This is a genomic window from Eubacterium ramulus, from assembly GCF_003122485.1.
GTDB lineage: Bacteria > Bacillota > Clostridia > Lachnospirales > Lachnospiraceae > Eubacterium_I > Eubacterium_I ramulus_A.
Genome location: NZ_JRFU01000044.1, coordinates 1 through 17,702, shown reverse-complemented (window position 1 = coordinate 17,702; position 17,702 = coordinate 1). Strand labels below are relative to the sequence as shown.

Sequence of the window (17,702 nt, the reverse complement as noted above, 5' to 3'; positions counted from 1 at the left end):
TGTTTACACGACGGCACCGCGTGCCACGTGCACATATAACTAGTAACAAATTTAACGCTGTGCTGTGCACGCTGATTCACTTTATGAACGCAGAATAAGCATTCCCCCGCTTCAAGTGCGTAGAGCACTAAGCGGTGGGTAAGGGGATGCTTATGTCAGTGGGAGTTAAAAGCTCCCACTGACAGGTCGCAAAGCGACTGCGTTCATGAGCAAGTAGCGAAAGCGGATTGCGAATGTCCGCTTTACCACAGAATAAGCATTTCCCTGCTTCTAGTGCGTAGAACAACTAAGTGTTGGTAAATGGAAATGCTTATGTCCACTTTACTATAAAAAAGCACTATGTATTGTAGCGGCGAAGCCGCAATATGTTCTTAGATTCTAAGCCAGAGGGAAACGCAAGCCACCGCGAAGCGGCTTGCCCTTGATCAATCAAAAAAAGAACTGCTACACTGTTGTCATCGACGGAGAAAATCTACATGTTCTTGAGTTCTTCGCTGTCGGTAATGAACCTATAGCAGTTCTTTTTTGTATTGTCAAGGGTGGCGTATACAGCCAATTTAAGGAAATGTGCAGTAATTCTGAGAAAAATATGTCAGCTTACGCTGACCAGGATCAGACATCATGTCTCACATACCTTGACTTAAATACTAATCAATCTGTTAATCTGCGCATGCAACATAACAAATTATTTTACCATTGTCTTATATGCATGCGTGGCACGCGGTGCCGTCGTGTAAATGGAACAAAATAAAAAATAACTCCAAAAGAGGATAATTGTAAAATTTTCGTTGCGACCGCTGCATCTAGCCCGTCCGCGAGAGCGTGTCTGAACCCGCCGGTTTTGCGGGTGAGTTCGTGAATTTGATCAGAACTTGCTTTGGCAAGTTCTGGTGCGAGATTCGGGTCTGCATAGCAGACATATTTCAAATCCGAATCTCTGCACATTCATGCGAAGCTATTCTAAGTGGAGGTGAAACCTCCGCTTAGGAAATAAGCGATGCAGTGGTCGCAGAAAATTTTTCATATCTTCTTTTGGAGTTAGTTTTTATTTGTTCCCTAAACGACAAACAAGAATTGAGATTTCATATATTCCAAGGGATTTAATAACTGTTATATTTTATTATCAAATATCTCTCAATCCCTTGAAAACACAAAGTTTATCGCAGGTGAGCTTTCCCTTAGTGTTTCCCTTGCGTTATATCGTCCCACCAGTGTTTACGAACTCTGATAAGGGCAAAAACAAGGGTGCAGGACATTCAGTGGATGTCCGCTTTGCACCGACCGTAGCGAAGCGGAGACCAAGAAAATTATATAAAACAGTATAACACAAAATAAAAGTGACATGGTGAACTGGTTGAAATGCTTCTGATTTTTGCAACAAATGATTGATTTAACGATAAGGAGATTTGATACGATGAGAACAATATTTGCAGAATACACTCCCAAGCGCAATAGTATTGATGTTTACACCTCTGTTGGCTATATGCTCCGCATTGACTGTTGGGAAGCTGAAAAGAACTTAAAAACCACACTAGGATCAGACTGTGCATTAAACGCACTCGCCATTGATGAACCTCTTGAATATGCAAAATTATATCTTGATGGAAATTTGCAGATGTGGGTAGATGCGGAAGACTCATTAGATATTTTTTAATTTTTAAACAAATACAACAGTTTAAATCGCTATTAACCACAATATTTCCGGAAAATACATCATAGGTTTGTGCAAATGCAAAGAAACGGCGGCTCTGAAAATCAAAGCCGCCGTTTCATAGGCGCGTGAAAATGTGTCTGCTCTGCGACGGCTTTTTTTCTTTTGCCGTCGCGCTGCAGATAACCTATTCGTTCTATTTTGAACTTCTTTTATGCTACCTGATGTCTGCAATAGGAATGAATCGCCAAGAATGTAAACACAAATAATTCAATTCCTGCCGAAATCAAAATAACATGCGGTGTCCAGAAACTCATTCCACCGATATTCAGATAATTGAAATCTGCAAGCTGAGAAAGGAAATTGTTCTGCATACCAATTCCGGCAGATGGAAGTATGGTAGAGAGCCATGTTGCTCCCATCGCTACATAAGCAAAAAGCGGCATGAGAAGAACTACAATAGAGATCAGCAAAACTGTCAATGTGTCTTTACATTTTGCAGACAGGAACAACGTACAGCTAACCGTTGCTAATACAGAAAGTAAGCCCGCTGCTGCGAGAATTATCTGCAACTGCCCCAGATTGATGTTTGGCAGATTAATGATAGAGTATCGCATCTGAAACGATGTTTTTAAGCAATCCGTCCCGAACGCTGCATCTAAAATCAGAATGTGTACCGTTATCCCGACAAGGAAAGTAACAACGAAAAGTGTAAATGCCGCCAGAATTTTGGTAATTGCTAATTGTTTATGCCCGTATTTGGTGGTTCGCAGGATGCTGTCACCGCCCGTTTGATATTCTCCGGCGAAAGTAGATGCTGCGATTGCCACACACAAAATAGCAAGGAACAAAATATAAAACTCAATATAATCAAATGCATCTTTTGAAATTCCAGAATGAAGATAAAATGGCGTATCAAGTTCTGAATATTTTTCAAGAGCTTTCTGCTGTGCGGTTTCGTTTTCTCTTTGCTCATTCCGCATGACATCCTGTAAATGTTCTGCGCACTTTTCATAATAGGCTCCGTCAATGTCATTCGGGTCAATATCCATTAAATCAGCACCAATGCCTGTTACTGGATCAGCAAACGCTTCGGACAGACCCATCAGCAAGTGACGGAACGGGACGATTTTTTCAATAAATACAGCCAGAGGAAAGCCCTCTTCCTCGACTGGCCCATATTCTCGAACGCAGCTTTGATAAGTTTCCAAAGCCGATTTGATCTTATCCGGGGTCACTTCACCAGCGGATGTTTTATATAAATCTTGTTTGTACTTGATAGCTGCCAAGCCATCTAATTCTGTAACCGTGCCATCTTCGTTTGGACGGTTAATACCCTCAAATGAAATAGGCAGGTATGCCATAGCTACGGAAAGAAAAAGTGCGATTGCAAGTAAAATCAGGGTGCGCCGTGATTTCAAAATACGTTTTAGTTCAAGTCTAAAGAGCCGCATATTATCTGTCCTCCTTTTCCAAGTCTGTCTGAGGGAACAACCACAGATACAGATCCTCCAAGCGTGGTTCTGTTGCCACAGAACCTTCAATTTCTGAATGCTCAGACAAATAACGGATGGAAACCTGATTGTGATCTTCACCGCGCTGATTGATAATGCATAGCCGCATTTCATATTCCGGCAGCTTTGAGGCCGGAATTGTGCAATTCCAAACCTTGCCCTCAATCCGCTTGACAAGTTCTGCGGTAGTTCCGACATCAACAATTTCTCCGGCTTTCATAATTGCGTTGCGCGTAGAAATATATTCTATGTCAGATACGATATGGGTGGAAATCAACACGATTCGATCATGCGAAAACTCGGAAATGAAATTCCGCAGACGCACGCGCTCTCCGGGATCAAGTCCTGCTGTCGGTTCGTCCATGACAAGTATCTCCGGGTCGTTCAACATAGCCTGCGCAATACCAACACGACGCTTCATGCCGCCTGACAGATTGGAGATTTTTTTCTTTTTCACATCGGAGAGCGAAAGAATGTCCAACAAATGATTGATCTTTTGGGTGGTTGCCCTTGTAGGAATATCTTTCAGCGCAGCCATATACTCCAAATAATCTTTGACCGTAAAATCCCGGTGATACCCAAAATCCTGCGGCAGAAAGCCAAACTTGCTTCGGTAGACTTCACCTAACTTTCGAATGTCTTTTCCGTCATAGTAAACCGCTCCGTTGGTTGGTATCATAATATCAGCAATCATGCGCATGAGCGTGGTTTTCCCTGCACCATTCGCCCCCAAAAGTCCCCAAACGCCGGGAGTCACTGTCAGATTGACATCATTTACTGCTGTTTTGTCTTTGAACTGCTTGCTTAAATGCTCTATTTTCAGTTCCATGCTTACACTCCTTTCTTTTGCTTCAGCTGAACAATAAAAAGCCCTTGTTCGATAATCATTGTACCGAACAAAGGCTTTTCAATCTCAAAAATCACACGCTTAAATTCCTAAGTAATTCCTAAGATCACATTCTTATTTTCCTAAGCGGAAAGTGGTAATGCAATTACAAAGTCTATGGTTTCGTTTTGACTGGATGCAGTAATCTTTCCACCATGTAAATGTATAATTTCTTCCGCAATAGAAAGACCAAGTCCCGCACCACCTGTATTAGAAAGCCGAGCATCATCCAAGCGATTGAATTTTTCAAATATACTGTTAAGCTGTTCCTGTGGAATTGTTTTTCCATGATTTTCAAAAGTGATCTGAATATCATGCTCTAACCGTTTGGCGGATATAGTGATTTCTGTCTGCGGGTAACTATATGACGCAGCATTTCGTAAAAGATTACTGAAAACTCTCGCCAGTTTTTCAGGGTCAGCGTTCACGGATAAGTTATCCTCCGCAGTAAATACCGCTGTATTGCCATTTGCGGAGAGTGTCGGATATATTTCATCTATTACCTGCGCAATCAGACAATGTAAATCCACAGTTTCTTTTTTGATAATAACCGTATGTGCATTGTACTTGGTAATTTCAAAAAGTTCATTGATGAGCTTTTCAAGGCGCTCTGCCTTATTCAACGCCACTTTTACATACTTTTCCTTTTGCTGTTCAGGCATGTCAGGGGCTTCATGGAGCAGGCTCAAATAGCCGATTACTGTTGTGAGAGGGGTGCGTATATCATGTGCCAGATACATAATAATTTCATTTTTCTTTTCTTCTGCCTGCTTTGCAGCCTGCTTGCTCAACAGAACAGACATTTTAATCTGATTGAGCTGTTCCTCCAGTTCTTTCAGTGGCTCAGACAACGATACTGTATGATTGTTCTGCTCATAGACCGTTTGGGTTGCGTCAATTACTTCATCCAGATAGCCCCACGGCTTTTTCCAATAGTAATTGAAGATACATATAAAGCCGAGCATCAGATACAAAATAAAAAGCAGATCAAGCCGCCAGTAGAGCCATGCAAAAATACCGTTGTCAAATTTTGAAAAGATGTAGTCCAAGATAAGGGTCAAACCATATCCAACAACGGTATAAACCAGCAATGATAGGTATAAGCGCACTTTAAGGCGCTTTTCTGTTGTCATTTCTTTATTCGACATGAGAATACACCTCCTACCGATTAGCAAACAGAAGAAAGCCAAGCAGACCAATCACGACAACACTTACTATGCCTGCCAGAATGGAAAACAGTCTGTTTGCTTTTATTCTATTTCCGATTAACCGGGCTGCCATCGAATATACAGCAAGCCCCAAAAGACCACCTGCCGTATTTGTAAGTACATCAGTAATATCAGAACGTCCGACTGCTAAGATATACTGCATAGTTTCCAATAAAAAACTTGTTCCAGCAATCAGCATGAACTTCACATATAATTTTGTTCTTGGCAGAAGCATTTGAAGATAAATGCCCATAGGAACAAAAATCAAGAAATTTTCGAGTACCTCTGTTAAGTGAAATGCTGCGCCAACTTCTTTGTCATAGTGAAAAGGAATAAGGTTTATACTCCTTACTTTATCCAGATCACTGATTGAAAACTGTAGTTTGAACAGTATGATCCAAACCAGAAGTGCCAGATAAATTAAGAATAAAATAGTTGCCAAACAATTTGATTTTCTCTTCATAGCGTTCTCCTTTCGCTTAAATTTTGTAGCCGACACCCCAAATCGTTTTAATATACTGCGGAGTATCGGAAGTATCGTTCAGTTTCTCGCGCAGATGCCGGATATGCACAGTAATTGTGCTGCTGTTTTTAGAGTAGTATTCATCTTTCCAAACTGCATGAAACAGTTCCTCAATGCTTACAACATTCCCAGCGCTTTCCAAAAGAACCTGGAGGATAGAAAATTCTGTCGGTGTCAGAGAAACAGGTTCCCCATCCAACAAACATTCGTGGGTTTGAACATTCAAGCACAATTTGTTATAGGAAAGTTCCGATGGAACTTTCTCTGTGATGATACTGGGTGAATATTTCTTGTAACGTCTTAACTGCGCTTTCACTCTGGCAACTACTTCAAGTGGGCGAAAGGGTTTTGTCACATAATCGTCCGCTCCCAATGTCAGCCCCGTTATTTTATCCGTTTCCTCAATTTTAGCCGTTAGCATTATGATTGGATAAGTGTATTTCTTTCGGATAAGCTGGCAAAGTGAAAAGCCGTTCATATCCGGGAGCATAATATCCAGAATGGCAAGATCAATGTCGCCGCTTTCAATACACGACATGGCATCCGTTGCGCAGTAAAATTTATAAACGACATAATTTTCGTTTTTCATGTAGACCTCCAACAGATCCGCTATATCTTGCTCGTCATCTATAATCAATATCTTTTCAGACATATTTTCAACTCCTTTGCTCATATATCCAATTAAGTATAGCAAATACAACATCTAAATTCACAATGGATTGCCTGAGAAATTATTAAGATTTTCCTAACTTTCGAATTTAGGCAACTCAAAATGCTAACGTAAATTACATATCAGTTTTTTATAAGATGCCTACACGCAAGAAGCATTTCATCAGTTCCGATTGTCTGATATCGAAAGGAGACACACGATTATGGCAAAAGGATCTGTAAGAAAAAAAGGAAAGAAATGGTACTACCGCTTCTATGTAGAAGATGCAAGCGGCAATCTGGTTCAGAAAGAATACGCTGGAACAGAAAGCAAAAGTGAAACGGAAAAACTGCTCCGTCAGGCAATGGACGATTACGAAAGTAAGAAATTTGTCGCAAAGTCGGAAAACATTACAGTTGGAGAATTACTTGATATATGGGCAGAGGAAGAATTAAAGACCGGTACTCTCAGTAATGGGACAGTCCAGAATTACCTCGGTGCTATTACCAACATCAAGAAGCATCCAATTTCAGAGAGAAAGCTGAAAAATGTAACATCTGAGCATTTACAAGCCTTTTTCGATCTGCTTTCCTTTGGAGGCACTTATCCAGATGGTTCAGAAAGAAAAGGTTATAGCAAAGATTACATTCGTTCTTTCTCGGCAGTATTACAGCAGTCATTCCGATTTGCAGTATCACCAAAGCAATATATCACTTTCAATCCGATGCAGTATATTAAGCTGAAATACCAGACGGATGAGGTTGACCTGTTTTCTGATGATGACATGAATGGCGATATACAGCCAATTCCACGAGAGGATTATGAAAGACTGATTGAATTTCTACAGGATTACAATCCACCGGCAATACTTCCAATCCAGATAGCTTATTATGCAGGACTTCGTATCGGTGAAGCCTGTGGTCTGGCATGGCAGGATGTAAATCTTGAAGAACAGTGCCTTACAATCAGACGCAGTATCCGATATGATGGTTCAAGGCACAAGAATATCATCGGACCAACCAAACGAAAAAAGGTAAGGATTGTTGATTTTGGAGATACACTGGCAGAGATTCTTCGCAATGCCCGAAAGGAACAACTTAAAAACCGAATGCAGTACGGAGAACTTTACCACAAAAACTACTACAGAGAAGTAAAAGACAAAAACAGAGTTTACTATGAGTTCTATCATCTGGACGGAACAGAGAATGTTCCAGAAGATTATAAGGAAATATCCTTTGTCTGCTTAAGACCGGATGGAAGTTTGGAACTGCCAAGCACGTTAGGAATTGTTTGCAGGAAGATTGCTCAGAAACTGGATGGATTTGAAGGATTTCATTTTCACCAGTTGCGACACACCTACACAAGCAACCTTCTGGCAAATGGAGCAGCACCAAAGGATGTGCAGGAACTGTTAGGGCACTCAGATGTCAGTACCACCATGAATGTCTATGCACACTCTACAAGAAAAGCCAAGCGGGAATCTGCAAGGTTACTTGATAAAGTGGCAGGCAATGACTAAATAAAACTTTCCCTTATTTCCCTTACGATTATCTCATAAGGGCAAAAATAAGGGAAAATACATATCGTTTCGCTAATGCACAGGCTGGAAAGCCTGTAAAATAGGGAAAGTTAGAAATATATTTCGACAAACAAGAATTTATGATGCCAGTATTGTACTGGCTGTGATTCCGGCTATGGTTGCCACCAATGCGCCTGCCAGAGTCCAGCGTGTTTTTTTGACTTTGACGGTCATAAAATAAATACTCATCGTATAAAAAATAGTTTCACTGCTGCTCATCATTACCGAGGCGATCCGCCCAATTCTGGAATCTGTTCCAAATTGTTCATACACATCCAGCAGCAATCCGGTGGCAGCAGAGGAGGAAAACATCCGAACGACTGCCAGCGGAACGAGTTGTGAAGGAAATCCGATATGTTCCATCCAGTTCCCTGATAATCTTGTCAATGCATCTAATAGTCCGGAAGCCCTCAGAATTCCCACCGCTACCATTAAACCGGCAAGGGTAGGTAAAATATCAACTGCTGTCATCAATCCTTTTTTTGCCCCTTTTACAAAGTCTGCATATGCATTGTGTCGGTTTAGAAAACCGGACATAAGAATTACGACAATAAAAAGTGGAATGATCAGATCTGACAAAAATAGCAATATTGCCTGCATAAGAAAAGCTCCCTTCTATCAGTAAAAAATCAGCATATGCTGTTTCTTTCCCCACAGGGATTTCTAACAACATATGCTGATTTATCCACATTTATAACATGTTACCATCTTTTGCCTGTGATTATACGGTCAGTTCCTGCATGAGTTTCGGCACAGTAGTGATTTTTGTGATTTCACCCACGCGGGAACCGCAAAAGATCAGTCCGTTATCCAGATCACCGACCACTGCATTGATCAGAGCCTGTGTGATGCAGTAAGGTGCGGTCGCCGGATTACAGGCTTTCAGGCAGTTAAAGCAGTGGGAGATTTTATCCGGTGCAGCAAGCATTCGTTCAATAAAGGCATTTTTGATGGCACGTCCCGGCATTCCTACCGGACTTTTAATAATGATGACATCGTCATCTGAAGCGTTTACATAAGCCTGTTTGTATGCGTCACTGGCATCACATTCTTCCGTGGCAACAAACCGGGTGGCTGCCTGGATGCCATCGGCACCAAGCTCCATGACATGTGCGGCATCTTTGGCGGTAAACATACCACCGGCTACGAATACCGGGATCGTGGTCTGATATTTTTCTTCGTAGGTCTGTTTCAATGCAATGATATTTTGAATTTCTGTATCATAATCCAGAGAAGGAATATCCTCTAACTGTTCTTTGGAAAAACCGAGATGTCCACCTGCCAGTGGTCCTTCGATCACCAGAAAATCAGCGGTGCGATGATATTTTTTGTCCCAGAATTTCAAAATGACATTGGCAGATTTGGTGCTGGATACGATAGGAGCCAGTGCCACATCATAACCTTCGGCAAATTTTGGCAGTTCCGTCGGCAGACCTGCACCGGAAATAATCGCGTCCACACCGGCAGCACAGGCGGTTTTGACATAGGTTTCGTACAATTGAGTGACTGCCATGATGTTGACGGCGACCATGCCGTTTCCACCGGCGATTTCTTTCGCCTTTTTAATCTGTTCTGGAAGCACCCTTAAATTCGTTTCTTCCGGATTTTTTGCAAAATCCGGATCATCGTAGCCAATCTGTGCGGTGGAAAGGACACCCATACCGCCTTCTTTTGCAACAGCTCCTGCCAGACGACAGCGGCTGACACCGATGCCCATGCCTCCCTGAATGATCGGAAGCTTCAAAAACTTATCTTTTAAATGTAATGATTTCATTAATTTCATATTAGATTTCTCACTTTCCATATGTAGTTTTATTAAAAAATCGATATGTGCTGAGTAAAGCGGACATTCGCAATCCGCTTTCGCTACTTGCTCATGAACGCAGTCGCTTTGCGACCTGCCAGTGGGAGCTTTTAACTCCCACTGACATAAGCATCCTCCTTACCCCCCGCTTAGTGCTCTACGCACTTGAAGCGGGGGAAGGCTTATTCTGCGTTCAATTTTTTGAGGGCGATTTTCCAATGTTATATAATTTGAATATTAAAATGTTTGAAAATCAAAATAATATTACACCACAAAAATAAGCAAGTCAATATAAAAAGTGTGAAAAACGAGTATAAGTAGTATTTGATACCACGTATGTATATGCTTGCTATTTTCTGCAAAATGGTATACGATATCATACAGATTTATAGGAAATAAAAATATGTCACAGAAATTTAGGGATAACGATTTTACTACAGGCAGGGAAAGAAAAAATCTACCGCTGTATGATCGTGGAAAAATGGAAGGCAAATGTATGAAAAAGAGAGGGTGTTTGAAAATATGGAGCGGGATAAGACGTTTCTGGGAACAGAACCGATTGGAAAATTATTGCTAAAACTGGCGGTTCCGACGGTTATCGCACAGCTGGTAAATATGTTGTATAACATCATAGACCGTGTGTACATCGGGCATATTCCGGGGGAGGGCAGCATGGCACTGACCGGAGTTGGTGTCTGTATGCCACTGATCTTGATCATTGCGGCATTTGCGGCATTGGTTGGCTCCGGCGGTTCCCCGCGGGCATCTATTTATATGGGAAAAGGTGATCACGATACCGCGGAAAAAATTCTGACCGGATGTCTGAGCCTTCAGATCATTGTTTCCATTATTTTGACCGTAATTTTGCTTATCTGGAATAAAGATCTGTTATTGATGTTTGGTGCCAGTGAAAATACGATCACTTATGCGACCGCATACATGAATATTTACGCAATCGGTACGATTTTTGTACAGATCACACTTGGTATGAATACGTTTATTACGGCGCAGGGAAAGGCAACCACTGGAATGATGACCGTTCTGATCGGAGCCGTTGCCAATATTATTCTGGATCCGATTTTTATCTTCGGCATGCATATGGGTGTGCGTGGTGCTGCCCTTGCAACGGTTATTTCACAGGGGCTTTCCTGCGTCTGGGTGCTGACGTTTTTATCCGGAAAAAAGACATTGCTTCGGATTAAAAAAGTGAACATTCTTCCGGGATTGCGTCTGGTTCCGCCCTGTGTGGCGCTGGGAGCATCCATGTTTGTAATGCAGGCAAGCGAGAGCGTAATCTCTGTCTGCTTTAATTCATCATTATTGAAATATGGTGGGGATATTGCGGTAGGCGCTATGACGATTTTGACCAGTGTCATGCAGTTTGCCATGCTTCCGCTGCAGGGAATCGCGCAGGGAGCGCAGCCGATCACCAGTTACAATTATGGAGCGAAAAATGCAACGCGCGTAAAGCAGAGTTACAAGATTCTGCTTAGCGTCTGCGTGATCTATTCCGTTATTCTGTGGGCGATCATTATGGCTTTTCCACAGGTATTTGCGAAACTGTTTACCACAGATGCGGAGCTGATTGCTTTTACGGCAAAGGCACTTCGAATCTATTGCCGCGTGTTATTTGTGTTTGGAATCCAGATTGCCTGCCAGATGACATTTGTGTCCATTGGAAATGCGCCTTGTTCTATTATTGTGGCAATTTTGCGGAAATTTATATTGCTGATTCCACTGATCTATATATTGCCACATTTTATGGAAAACAAGACCAATGCGGTATATATGGCAGAACCGGTAGCGGATGTCATTGCGGTAAGCTGTACGTTACTTCTGTTTTTGGTGCAGTTTAGAAAATCATTACGAAAACTGAACTTGGAAGAGACAAAAAAACGATAGTTTTATGAATGTACCCCAATTGATTTTGTCTTTCTGGCTAACAATCGCTCATCAAGAAAAAATAAATTGGGGGTACAATTTACATTTTGATGTTATAGTTTCTTTGTGTAAATCAGCGTGCACAGTATAACATTGCTTTTATCGTAAGTGTAGATGTGCACGTGGCACGCAGTGCCGGGTGGCGCAAAAATTTACTAATTTCACTGTGTAAATAAAGAACTCCTGTATTTTTTCTCAAGGAGCGATTGCTAGCGACTGAGACAAAATACAGGAGTTCTTATTAAAAACTAACGTGATAAATTTTTAAGCCACCCAAAACAAGACTTACTTTCGTTTCCGCAAAAACATCCAGATCGCAATCACGATCACAATAATAATCAGAAAAATATCCCAGAACCGCTGTGTCAGATTCAGATGAAGTGCTTCCACCATACCGATGAAAATAACGAAAGCGCCCAGAATCAATTGCAGCATAGACCGCTGCGACAGACCGGCTTCGTTACTGCCACGGGACTGCACCAATCCGAAGATGCCGTATACAAGACAGATCGCGCCGAGAACCGGCAGGATATAAATCGTGTCTATGGTATCCGTAAAAATAATAAAAAAGATGACAACGACGCCGATCAAAGTGATATAAGTTCCCCAGTTAAATGGTTTTTTCTTCATAAATTTCAACCTTTCTAATGTGTTTCTATCCGATTCTGTAAGTACGCAAAATCGTTTGCACTCATTATAACATAACAATCCCATAACAGAAAAATAATAGAAAAAGTCTGCATTTGCATGAGATACCGGTAAAGAAAAACGCTGCTCCCTTAGAAGCAGCGCTTTTCTTCATATGGCTTAACTTTTTCGATTCCCAAATTGTCGAAAGTAACTTCTGGGATTATGCCAACTGTGGTGCAACGGTAAGGATGACTGCACACAGAATGGTTCCAACTAATGTCATAATAACGGTCTGTAAGAACATCGGTAAGTATGCATCTTTGATCTTAACCTGAGCCAGACCAGTTGTGATCAGGATCAGTCCGTTAACCGGCAGTGTCTCAAATGTGGAAACTGCGATAGCAGCACAACGAGCCAATGCGTTCGGATTCAGAGCCGGGTTAGCAGTCCAGATATAAGCTGCAGCAACCATTGGAAGTGCAATACCTAAAGCTGCTGGCGGTGAAGATGTAAATGCTACAACGATGATCGCAAGTACGATACCAATTACTAACGGAGAAGCTTTCATGCCAAACAGAATACCAACGAAACCGTTGAATGCTGCTGTATGCTGTACAACTGCTGCGAAACCAGCTGCAGCTGTCAGAGTCATGATAGCGCTTGCACCATTTGCTGCACCGATATTTAAAGAGTTGAGAACGTTGCCTGCCCATGCCGGGAAGCCTTTTTTCTCATTGTCTTTGAAGTGCGGAGCCATCAGGATGATTACTGCTGCGATACCGCAAACCAGAGCCAGAGAAGCAATCTGTACGATAGCGAAAAGCAGGAATACAACGATTAACGGGATGATAGCAATTGCGAAATGCGGAAGTTTTTTCGCATCATCTGCCGGGATCGGTTCGCAGTTACCATAATCGAAAGTCTCACCTTTTCTCATCTCTCTTACGATGAATGTAGAGCAGATGAAGTATACACCGATCTCAATTACGATGAAGGAAATGAATCCCGGGATCGGAGCAGCACCCGGACTTGTCTGCAGGATGCTCATACAGATGATGTTATTGATACTTAATACGAATGGAGCAGAGTTTGCACCACAGCTTAATGCCAGCATTGCCGGAACCATACGTCTTGGAATACCGATGCGGCTTGCCATGTACATTGCGATCGGGAATGTAGCGAAGATTGCTACGAATCCGTCTACACCACCGTATGTAAGGATACATTCAATAAGTAACATAATTAAAACGGCACGTTTTGCCTGTTTTTCTTTGTTGTTTACCGGCATAACGAATTTGTTTACCAGTGTGGAAGAAATAGACTGAGCAGCACCACTGTCTGCCAGAACTTTTCCAAATAAACCGCCTAAGAATACGGTTGGGAAAATTGCTGTGATCATTCCGCAGACACCGCCGATTTCCCATGCGCCGGTTGCTGCATTTTGTTCAACGGCACCAACATACAGAGATGTGAAGGCGTCGTTTGCATTCAATCCGTTTGTCACTGCTACGATAACGCCGCAGAGCGGAGCCAGGTAGAGTACGGATACGTTTTTGTAGGCGCCGTACAGGAAAATTGCCAGCGCGACTACGATACCAATAATACCTAAAGCCATAAAAAACCCTCCTAAATATAAAAAGTTAAGCAAATATGAAAATTATAAAGAAAATATAAACTTCATATTTGCATTATATATAACTGGTAAGACCATGTCAATAAAAACATACAAAGTGTACAAAAAAAGAAACAAAGCGCATTTTGTTTTGTGTAAAACACCCGTAACTAACCAAATGGATACTGATAAAAATAGAAAAATAGAAATAAGGAAGACCTGTGAATTACAGATTTATTGACATGATTTACAGGCCGGAATACATAGTGGAATAGGGCAATGCGGTACGCAGTGCCGTTGTGGTGCAAAATATATGGAGGTGTATAAATAGGATAAAGAAATTTGCTAAATACATGAGAAAAGATATGCATAAAAATCTGGGTAATATATACGTAAATAGCGGGCTCAGAGCAAATTTATCCTGGTGAGCGATTGTTAGCTGTCAGGATAAATTTGTCTGAGTCCGCTTTCATAATCTTAAAGTATAGCCATATATTTTTAACCACCAAACAAGAATTACTGATTCTGATTCAGGAAAAATACCGACGAATCACGGTTGTTCCGGTCAATCAGGGAATTATATACCAGACAATGATACTGGTAGAGTAAATCGTCATATTTACTGCTCTCAGAATGTGTATAGTAGTTATTATCTGAATCTACATATCCTACCGTGTTGATGATCGGCAGTTTCTGATACAGAGAAGCCAGATATTTATTATACTGGGTGAGCGGCAGTTTTGCCGTCTGCAATACCAGTGTGGACAGATAGTTTGCACTGATCTGATCCAAAGTGGCTTCTGGAATATCGTAATTTGCCCAGATGACAAATGGTGTCATATAACGAAGCTGTTGCTGTTCAGTGGTCAGATTATCCAGACTGGTGCCGAATAATTCCTCATAAAATTCATCTTCAATGGATGGCAGATGATCACCAAACATGCAGATGATCGTCGGCTCTGTTACCTGACTGAAATACTCGGTCAGTTCGCGGAAAGCGTCATCAGAGCGTTTTACCAGAGACAGATAACGGTTGGCTTTGGGGTAAACCGTTGACATGTTGGTTACATAAATTTCCTGTGCAAAGTTTGTGTAGGACATTGCGTATCCGCCATGGTTCTGCATGGTGACGTTGAACAGAAAGAACGGTTTGGATGTATCCCGGTTTTCAAACATATTTTCCACCATGGAATAATCATAACTGTCGCTGACAAAACGGCGCAGCAGCATGTCGCGGTCCGGATAACGTTCCTTTAACAGTGTCTCATACTGGGTTACATCGTTGTTCTGTTTATAGGTATCCAAAATATCCTGATCAACAAAATCTTCGATGCTGATATAGTTGTCAAAACCAAGCAGCGGATATACGTTGCGTCGGTTCCAGCCATCCCCGTAATACGGATGGAACGCCGTCTTGGAATACCCAAGAGAGCCAAGGGTGGATACCAGGGACGGAATCGAATCTTTGACGTAGGACTGATATACGTTACAGCCTGTTGGCAGGAAGGAGATAGAATCTCCGGACAGGAATTCAAATTCGCTGTTACTTGTTCCTGCGCCGAATACCGGCATAGACAGATAACCTTTGATGGTATTTTCTGTCAGACTGTGAATAAATGGCATATAATCTTCGTTTGTCTCCAGATTACCAAGGGCACCCAGATCCGACAGGGATTCATTCATGATGCAGATAATATTTGGCATCGTGCCGTCGGTAGACGGTGTGTAGTCATTCTGACCGGTCAACAGGTTGGTACTTGTATCGCTGTCCGGATCAACACCTGAATCCTTCAGGGTATCAGCAACATAGGTGCTGACATTATCCGGAGCATAATCGGACGGTTTACGCACGATCAGATACTTTGTGTTCAGACAGAAGTTAAAGAAAGAACCGGTGCGGTGATAACCTCTTGCCTGATCCCAGAAATCCGGTTTATATCCAAGGTTTGCGGCGTGGTCGGTGAAAAATAAGGAGATCGCAACCACAGCGATATAAGCTGCCGGAGCAAGTTTTGCCAGCAGTTTAAATTTTAATTTTTTCGGTTTGATATTGACACTTTTTTTGTTTACCAGATAAATCAGGAAAAACATGATGGAGCCGCAGATAAGCTGCCAGCTCAGTTCGTAAGTGTAGCCGTCGGATACCGTAAGACCGGTTTTGAAAGTCAGTATATCCAGCGGAACAAATGGTGATCCACGAAACAGTTCAATAAAATAGTTTAGCAGCGACCAGACGTAAAGGGAAATATTTACGATCAGTCCCACCATATGATAGCGCCCTGTGATCAGGTAAAAAACCAGATAAAATACAAGGTAGATCATGTAGTTTGCCAGAAACGTAGGTACAGAAAACCACCAGATGAAGTTTTCATTAAATGCCTCTACCATCTGAATGGTCAGGATCGGCATGATAAAAAATAATGCCGTATTGGCAAATGCCTGATATTTCTGATCTACCGATGGCTTAAAAATGATCAGAAATCCGGCAGTCGGACCGGCAAGAAGCGACAGAACAAACAAAAGGGTTCCGCCTTGCAGATTCAGATCCGGATCTAAGTACAGCTTCCAGTTAGCCGATACAAAAATAATCATAAAAATACAGACCGCCAGTGCCAGAAGGCGGACTTTTTTTCCTGCGAATGAAATATGCATTTTTTCTCTCTCATTTCCGTAAGTACAAGTTGATAAGTTACTATATAAAAAGTTATTTTCGGTAAAAAATCACTAACATATATTAAATATCAGACTGCAAAATCTGTCAACATCAAAAAATATGAAGAAATGGTGAAGATTGCATTAATATGGGAATGTGCGCTGAGAATAAGCGGTGAAAAGGAGTTGCCATTTCCGGATGTGGAGTATAGTATTAATAAAAAAGATGGAAAATAAAATATCAGGAAAGGGAGCGCAGAATTATGACAGGGACAGAACAGTTAAAACAGTGGATCGAAGCATCGGACAATATTGTGTTTTTTGGCGGAGCCGGTGTGTCAACGGAAAGCGGAATTCCGGATTTTCGAAGTGTGGACGGGTTATATCATCAGAAATATGATTATCCGCCGGAGACGATTCTCAGTCACACCTTCTATATGGAAAAGACAGAAGAATTTTATAAATTTTACCGGGATAAAATGCTGGCTTTGGATGCAAAACCGAATGCAGCACATCTGAAACTGGCAGAACTGGAAGCAAAGGGCAAGTTAAAAGCGGTGGTGACACAGAATATTGATGGTCTGCATCAGGCGGCAGGCAGCAAAAATGTACTGGAACTGCACGGAAGCGTACATCGAAACTATTGCAGAAAATGTGGAAGACTGTACGACGCTTCTTATATTAAGGAATCAACGGGAGTTCCAAAATGTGCCTGCGGTGGTCAGATCAAGCCGGATGTTGTGTTGTATGAGGAAGGTCTGGACGATGTTACCATGCAGTCAGCAATCCATTTTATCAGTCAGGCAGAGATCCTGATCATTGGTGGAACAAGTCTTGCGGTCTATCCGGCAGCGGGACTGATCGATTTTTACAAAGGAAACAAGCTGGTTCTGATCAATAAATCAGCGACACCGTTAGACCGTCGGGCGGATCTGGTCATTCAGGCACCGATCGGCGAAGTATTTCAGCAGGTCTGCTAAAAACTATGGGACCTGTGAAGTAGATGCTTCATCTCAGTCTGAGTTGAGACTCCCACTTCTGCAAGTGGTGAGT

The 17,702-nt window shown here is 41.9% G+C and carries 14 protein-coding genes; 4 read left to right on the top strand and 10 right to left on the bottom strand.

Going from position 1 to position 17,702, the window contains the following annotated elements; genetic code table 11:
• The first annotated feature begins 1,381 nt into the window (after positions 1-1,381).
• On the top strand, positions 1,382-1,654 hold the full coding sequence (locus LG34_RS04005; protein ID WP_431602598.1) for a DUF6061 family protein: 273 nt from the start codon (positions 1,382-1,384) through the stop codon (positions 1,652-1,654).
• Positions 1,655-1,863: 209 nt separating this feature from the next.
• Here the strand turns inward: LG34_RS04005 and LG34_RS04000 are convergent, their stop codons facing one another.
• The 5 genes from LG34_RS04000 to vanR form a co-directional block, all read right to left on the bottom strand.
• The gene (locus LG34_RS04000; protein WP_109214987.1) at positions 1,864-3,105 is read right to left on the bottom strand and encodes an ABC transporter permease subunit; all 1,242 of its coding nucleotides are present in this window, start codon (positions 3,103-3,105) and stop codon (positions 1,864-1,866) included.
• A 1-nt stretch (position 3,106) separates the two neighbouring features.
• Entirely contained in the window at positions 3,107-3,994 is an 888-nt protein-coding gene (locus LG34_RS03995; RefSeq protein ID WP_109214986.1) for an ABC transporter ATP-binding protein, read from the bottom strand.
• Between the two features lie 140 nt (positions 3,995-4,134).
• Positions 4,135-5,199, bottom strand: coding sequence for a sensor histidine kinase (locus LG34_RS03990; RefSeq protein WP_109214985.1), 1,065 nt, complete (start codon positions 5,197-5,199; stop codon positions 4,135-4,137).
• 13 nt (positions 5,200-5,212) lie between these two features.
• Positions 5,213-5,722 (bottom strand): VanZ family protein, encoded by a 510-nt coding sequence (locus tag LG34_RS03985; protein WP_015526351.1) that lies wholly within the window; start codon positions 5,720-5,722, stop codon positions 5,213-5,215.
• 16 nt (positions 5,723-5,738) lie between these two features.
• On the bottom strand, positions 5,739-6,434 hold the full coding sequence (gene vanR / locus LG34_RS03980; RefSeq protein WP_181369286.1) for a VanR-ABDEGLN family response regulator transcription factor: 696 nt from the start codon (positions 6,432-6,434) through the stop codon (positions 5,739-5,741).
• A gap of 220 nt (positions 6,435-6,654) precedes the next feature.
• Here vanR and LG34_RS03975 point away from each other — a divergent pair, with 220 nt between their 5' ends.
• Complete coding sequence (locus LG34_RS03975; RefSeq protein ID WP_109214983.1) at positions 6,655-7,950, top strand: tyrosine-type recombinase/integrase; 1,296 nt, start codon at positions 6,655-6,657, stop codon at positions 7,948-7,950.
• 138 nt (positions 7,951-8,088) lie between these two features.
• Here the strand turns inward: LG34_RS03975 and LG34_RS03970 are convergent, their stop codons facing one another.
• Positions 8,089-8,610, bottom strand: a complete 522-nt coding sequence (locus LG34_RS03970; RefSeq protein ID WP_109214982.1) for a spore maturation protein — start codon at positions 8,608-8,610, stop codon at positions 8,089-8,091.
• Positions 8,611-8,731: 121 nt separating this feature from the next.
• Positions 8,732-9,793, bottom strand: coding sequence for an NAD(P)H-dependent flavin oxidoreductase (locus LG34_RS03965; protein WP_333491585.1), 1,062 nt, complete (start codon positions 9,791-9,793; stop codon positions 8,732-8,734).
• 543 nt (positions 9,794-10,336) lie between these two features.
• On the opposite strand from LG34_RS03965, the gene LG34_RS03960 reads away from it, so the two are divergent.
• Positions 10,337-11,716: an MATE family efflux transporter gene (locus LG34_RS03960; protein WP_109214999.1), complete on the top strand. Its 1,380-nt coding sequence runs from the start codon at positions 10,337-10,339 to the stop codon at positions 11,714-11,716.
• A 324-nt stretch (positions 11,717-12,040) separates the two neighbouring features.
• On the opposite strand, the gene LG34_RS03955 is transcribed toward LG34_RS03960, so the two are convergent.
• The 3 genes from LG34_RS03955 to LG34_RS03945 all read right to left on the bottom strand — a co-directional run bounded on the left by LG34_RS03955 (position 12,041) and on the right by LG34_RS03945 (position 16,649).
• Positions 12,041-12,385 carry a hypothetical protein gene (locus LG34_RS03955; protein ID WP_109214981.1) on the bottom strand — a complete coding sequence of 115 codons (345 nt, stop codon included), beginning with the start codon at positions 12,383-12,385 and terminating at the stop codon, positions 12,041-12,043.
• A gap of 220 nt (positions 12,386-12,605) precedes the next feature.
• The gene (locus LG34_RS03950) at positions 12,606-14,000 is read right to left on the bottom strand and encodes a GntP family permease (RefSeq protein ID WP_109214980.1); all 1,395 of its coding nucleotides are present in this window, start codon (positions 13,998-14,000) and stop codon (positions 12,606-12,608) included.
• A gap of 513 nt (positions 14,001-14,513) precedes the next feature.
• Positions 14,514-16,649 (bottom strand): LTA synthase family protein, encoded by a 2,136-nt coding sequence (locus tag LG34_RS03945; protein WP_109214979.1) that lies wholly within the window; start codon positions 16,647-16,649, stop codon positions 14,514-14,516.
• A gap of 263 nt (positions 16,650-16,912) precedes the next feature.
• On the opposite strand from LG34_RS03945, the gene LG34_RS03940 reads away from it, so the two are divergent.
• Positions 16,913-17,629, top strand: coding sequence for an NAD-dependent protein deacylase (locus LG34_RS03940; protein ID WP_109214978.1), 717 nt, complete (start codon positions 16,913-16,915; stop codon positions 17,627-17,629).
• Positions 17,630-17,702: the final 73 nt, after the last annotated feature.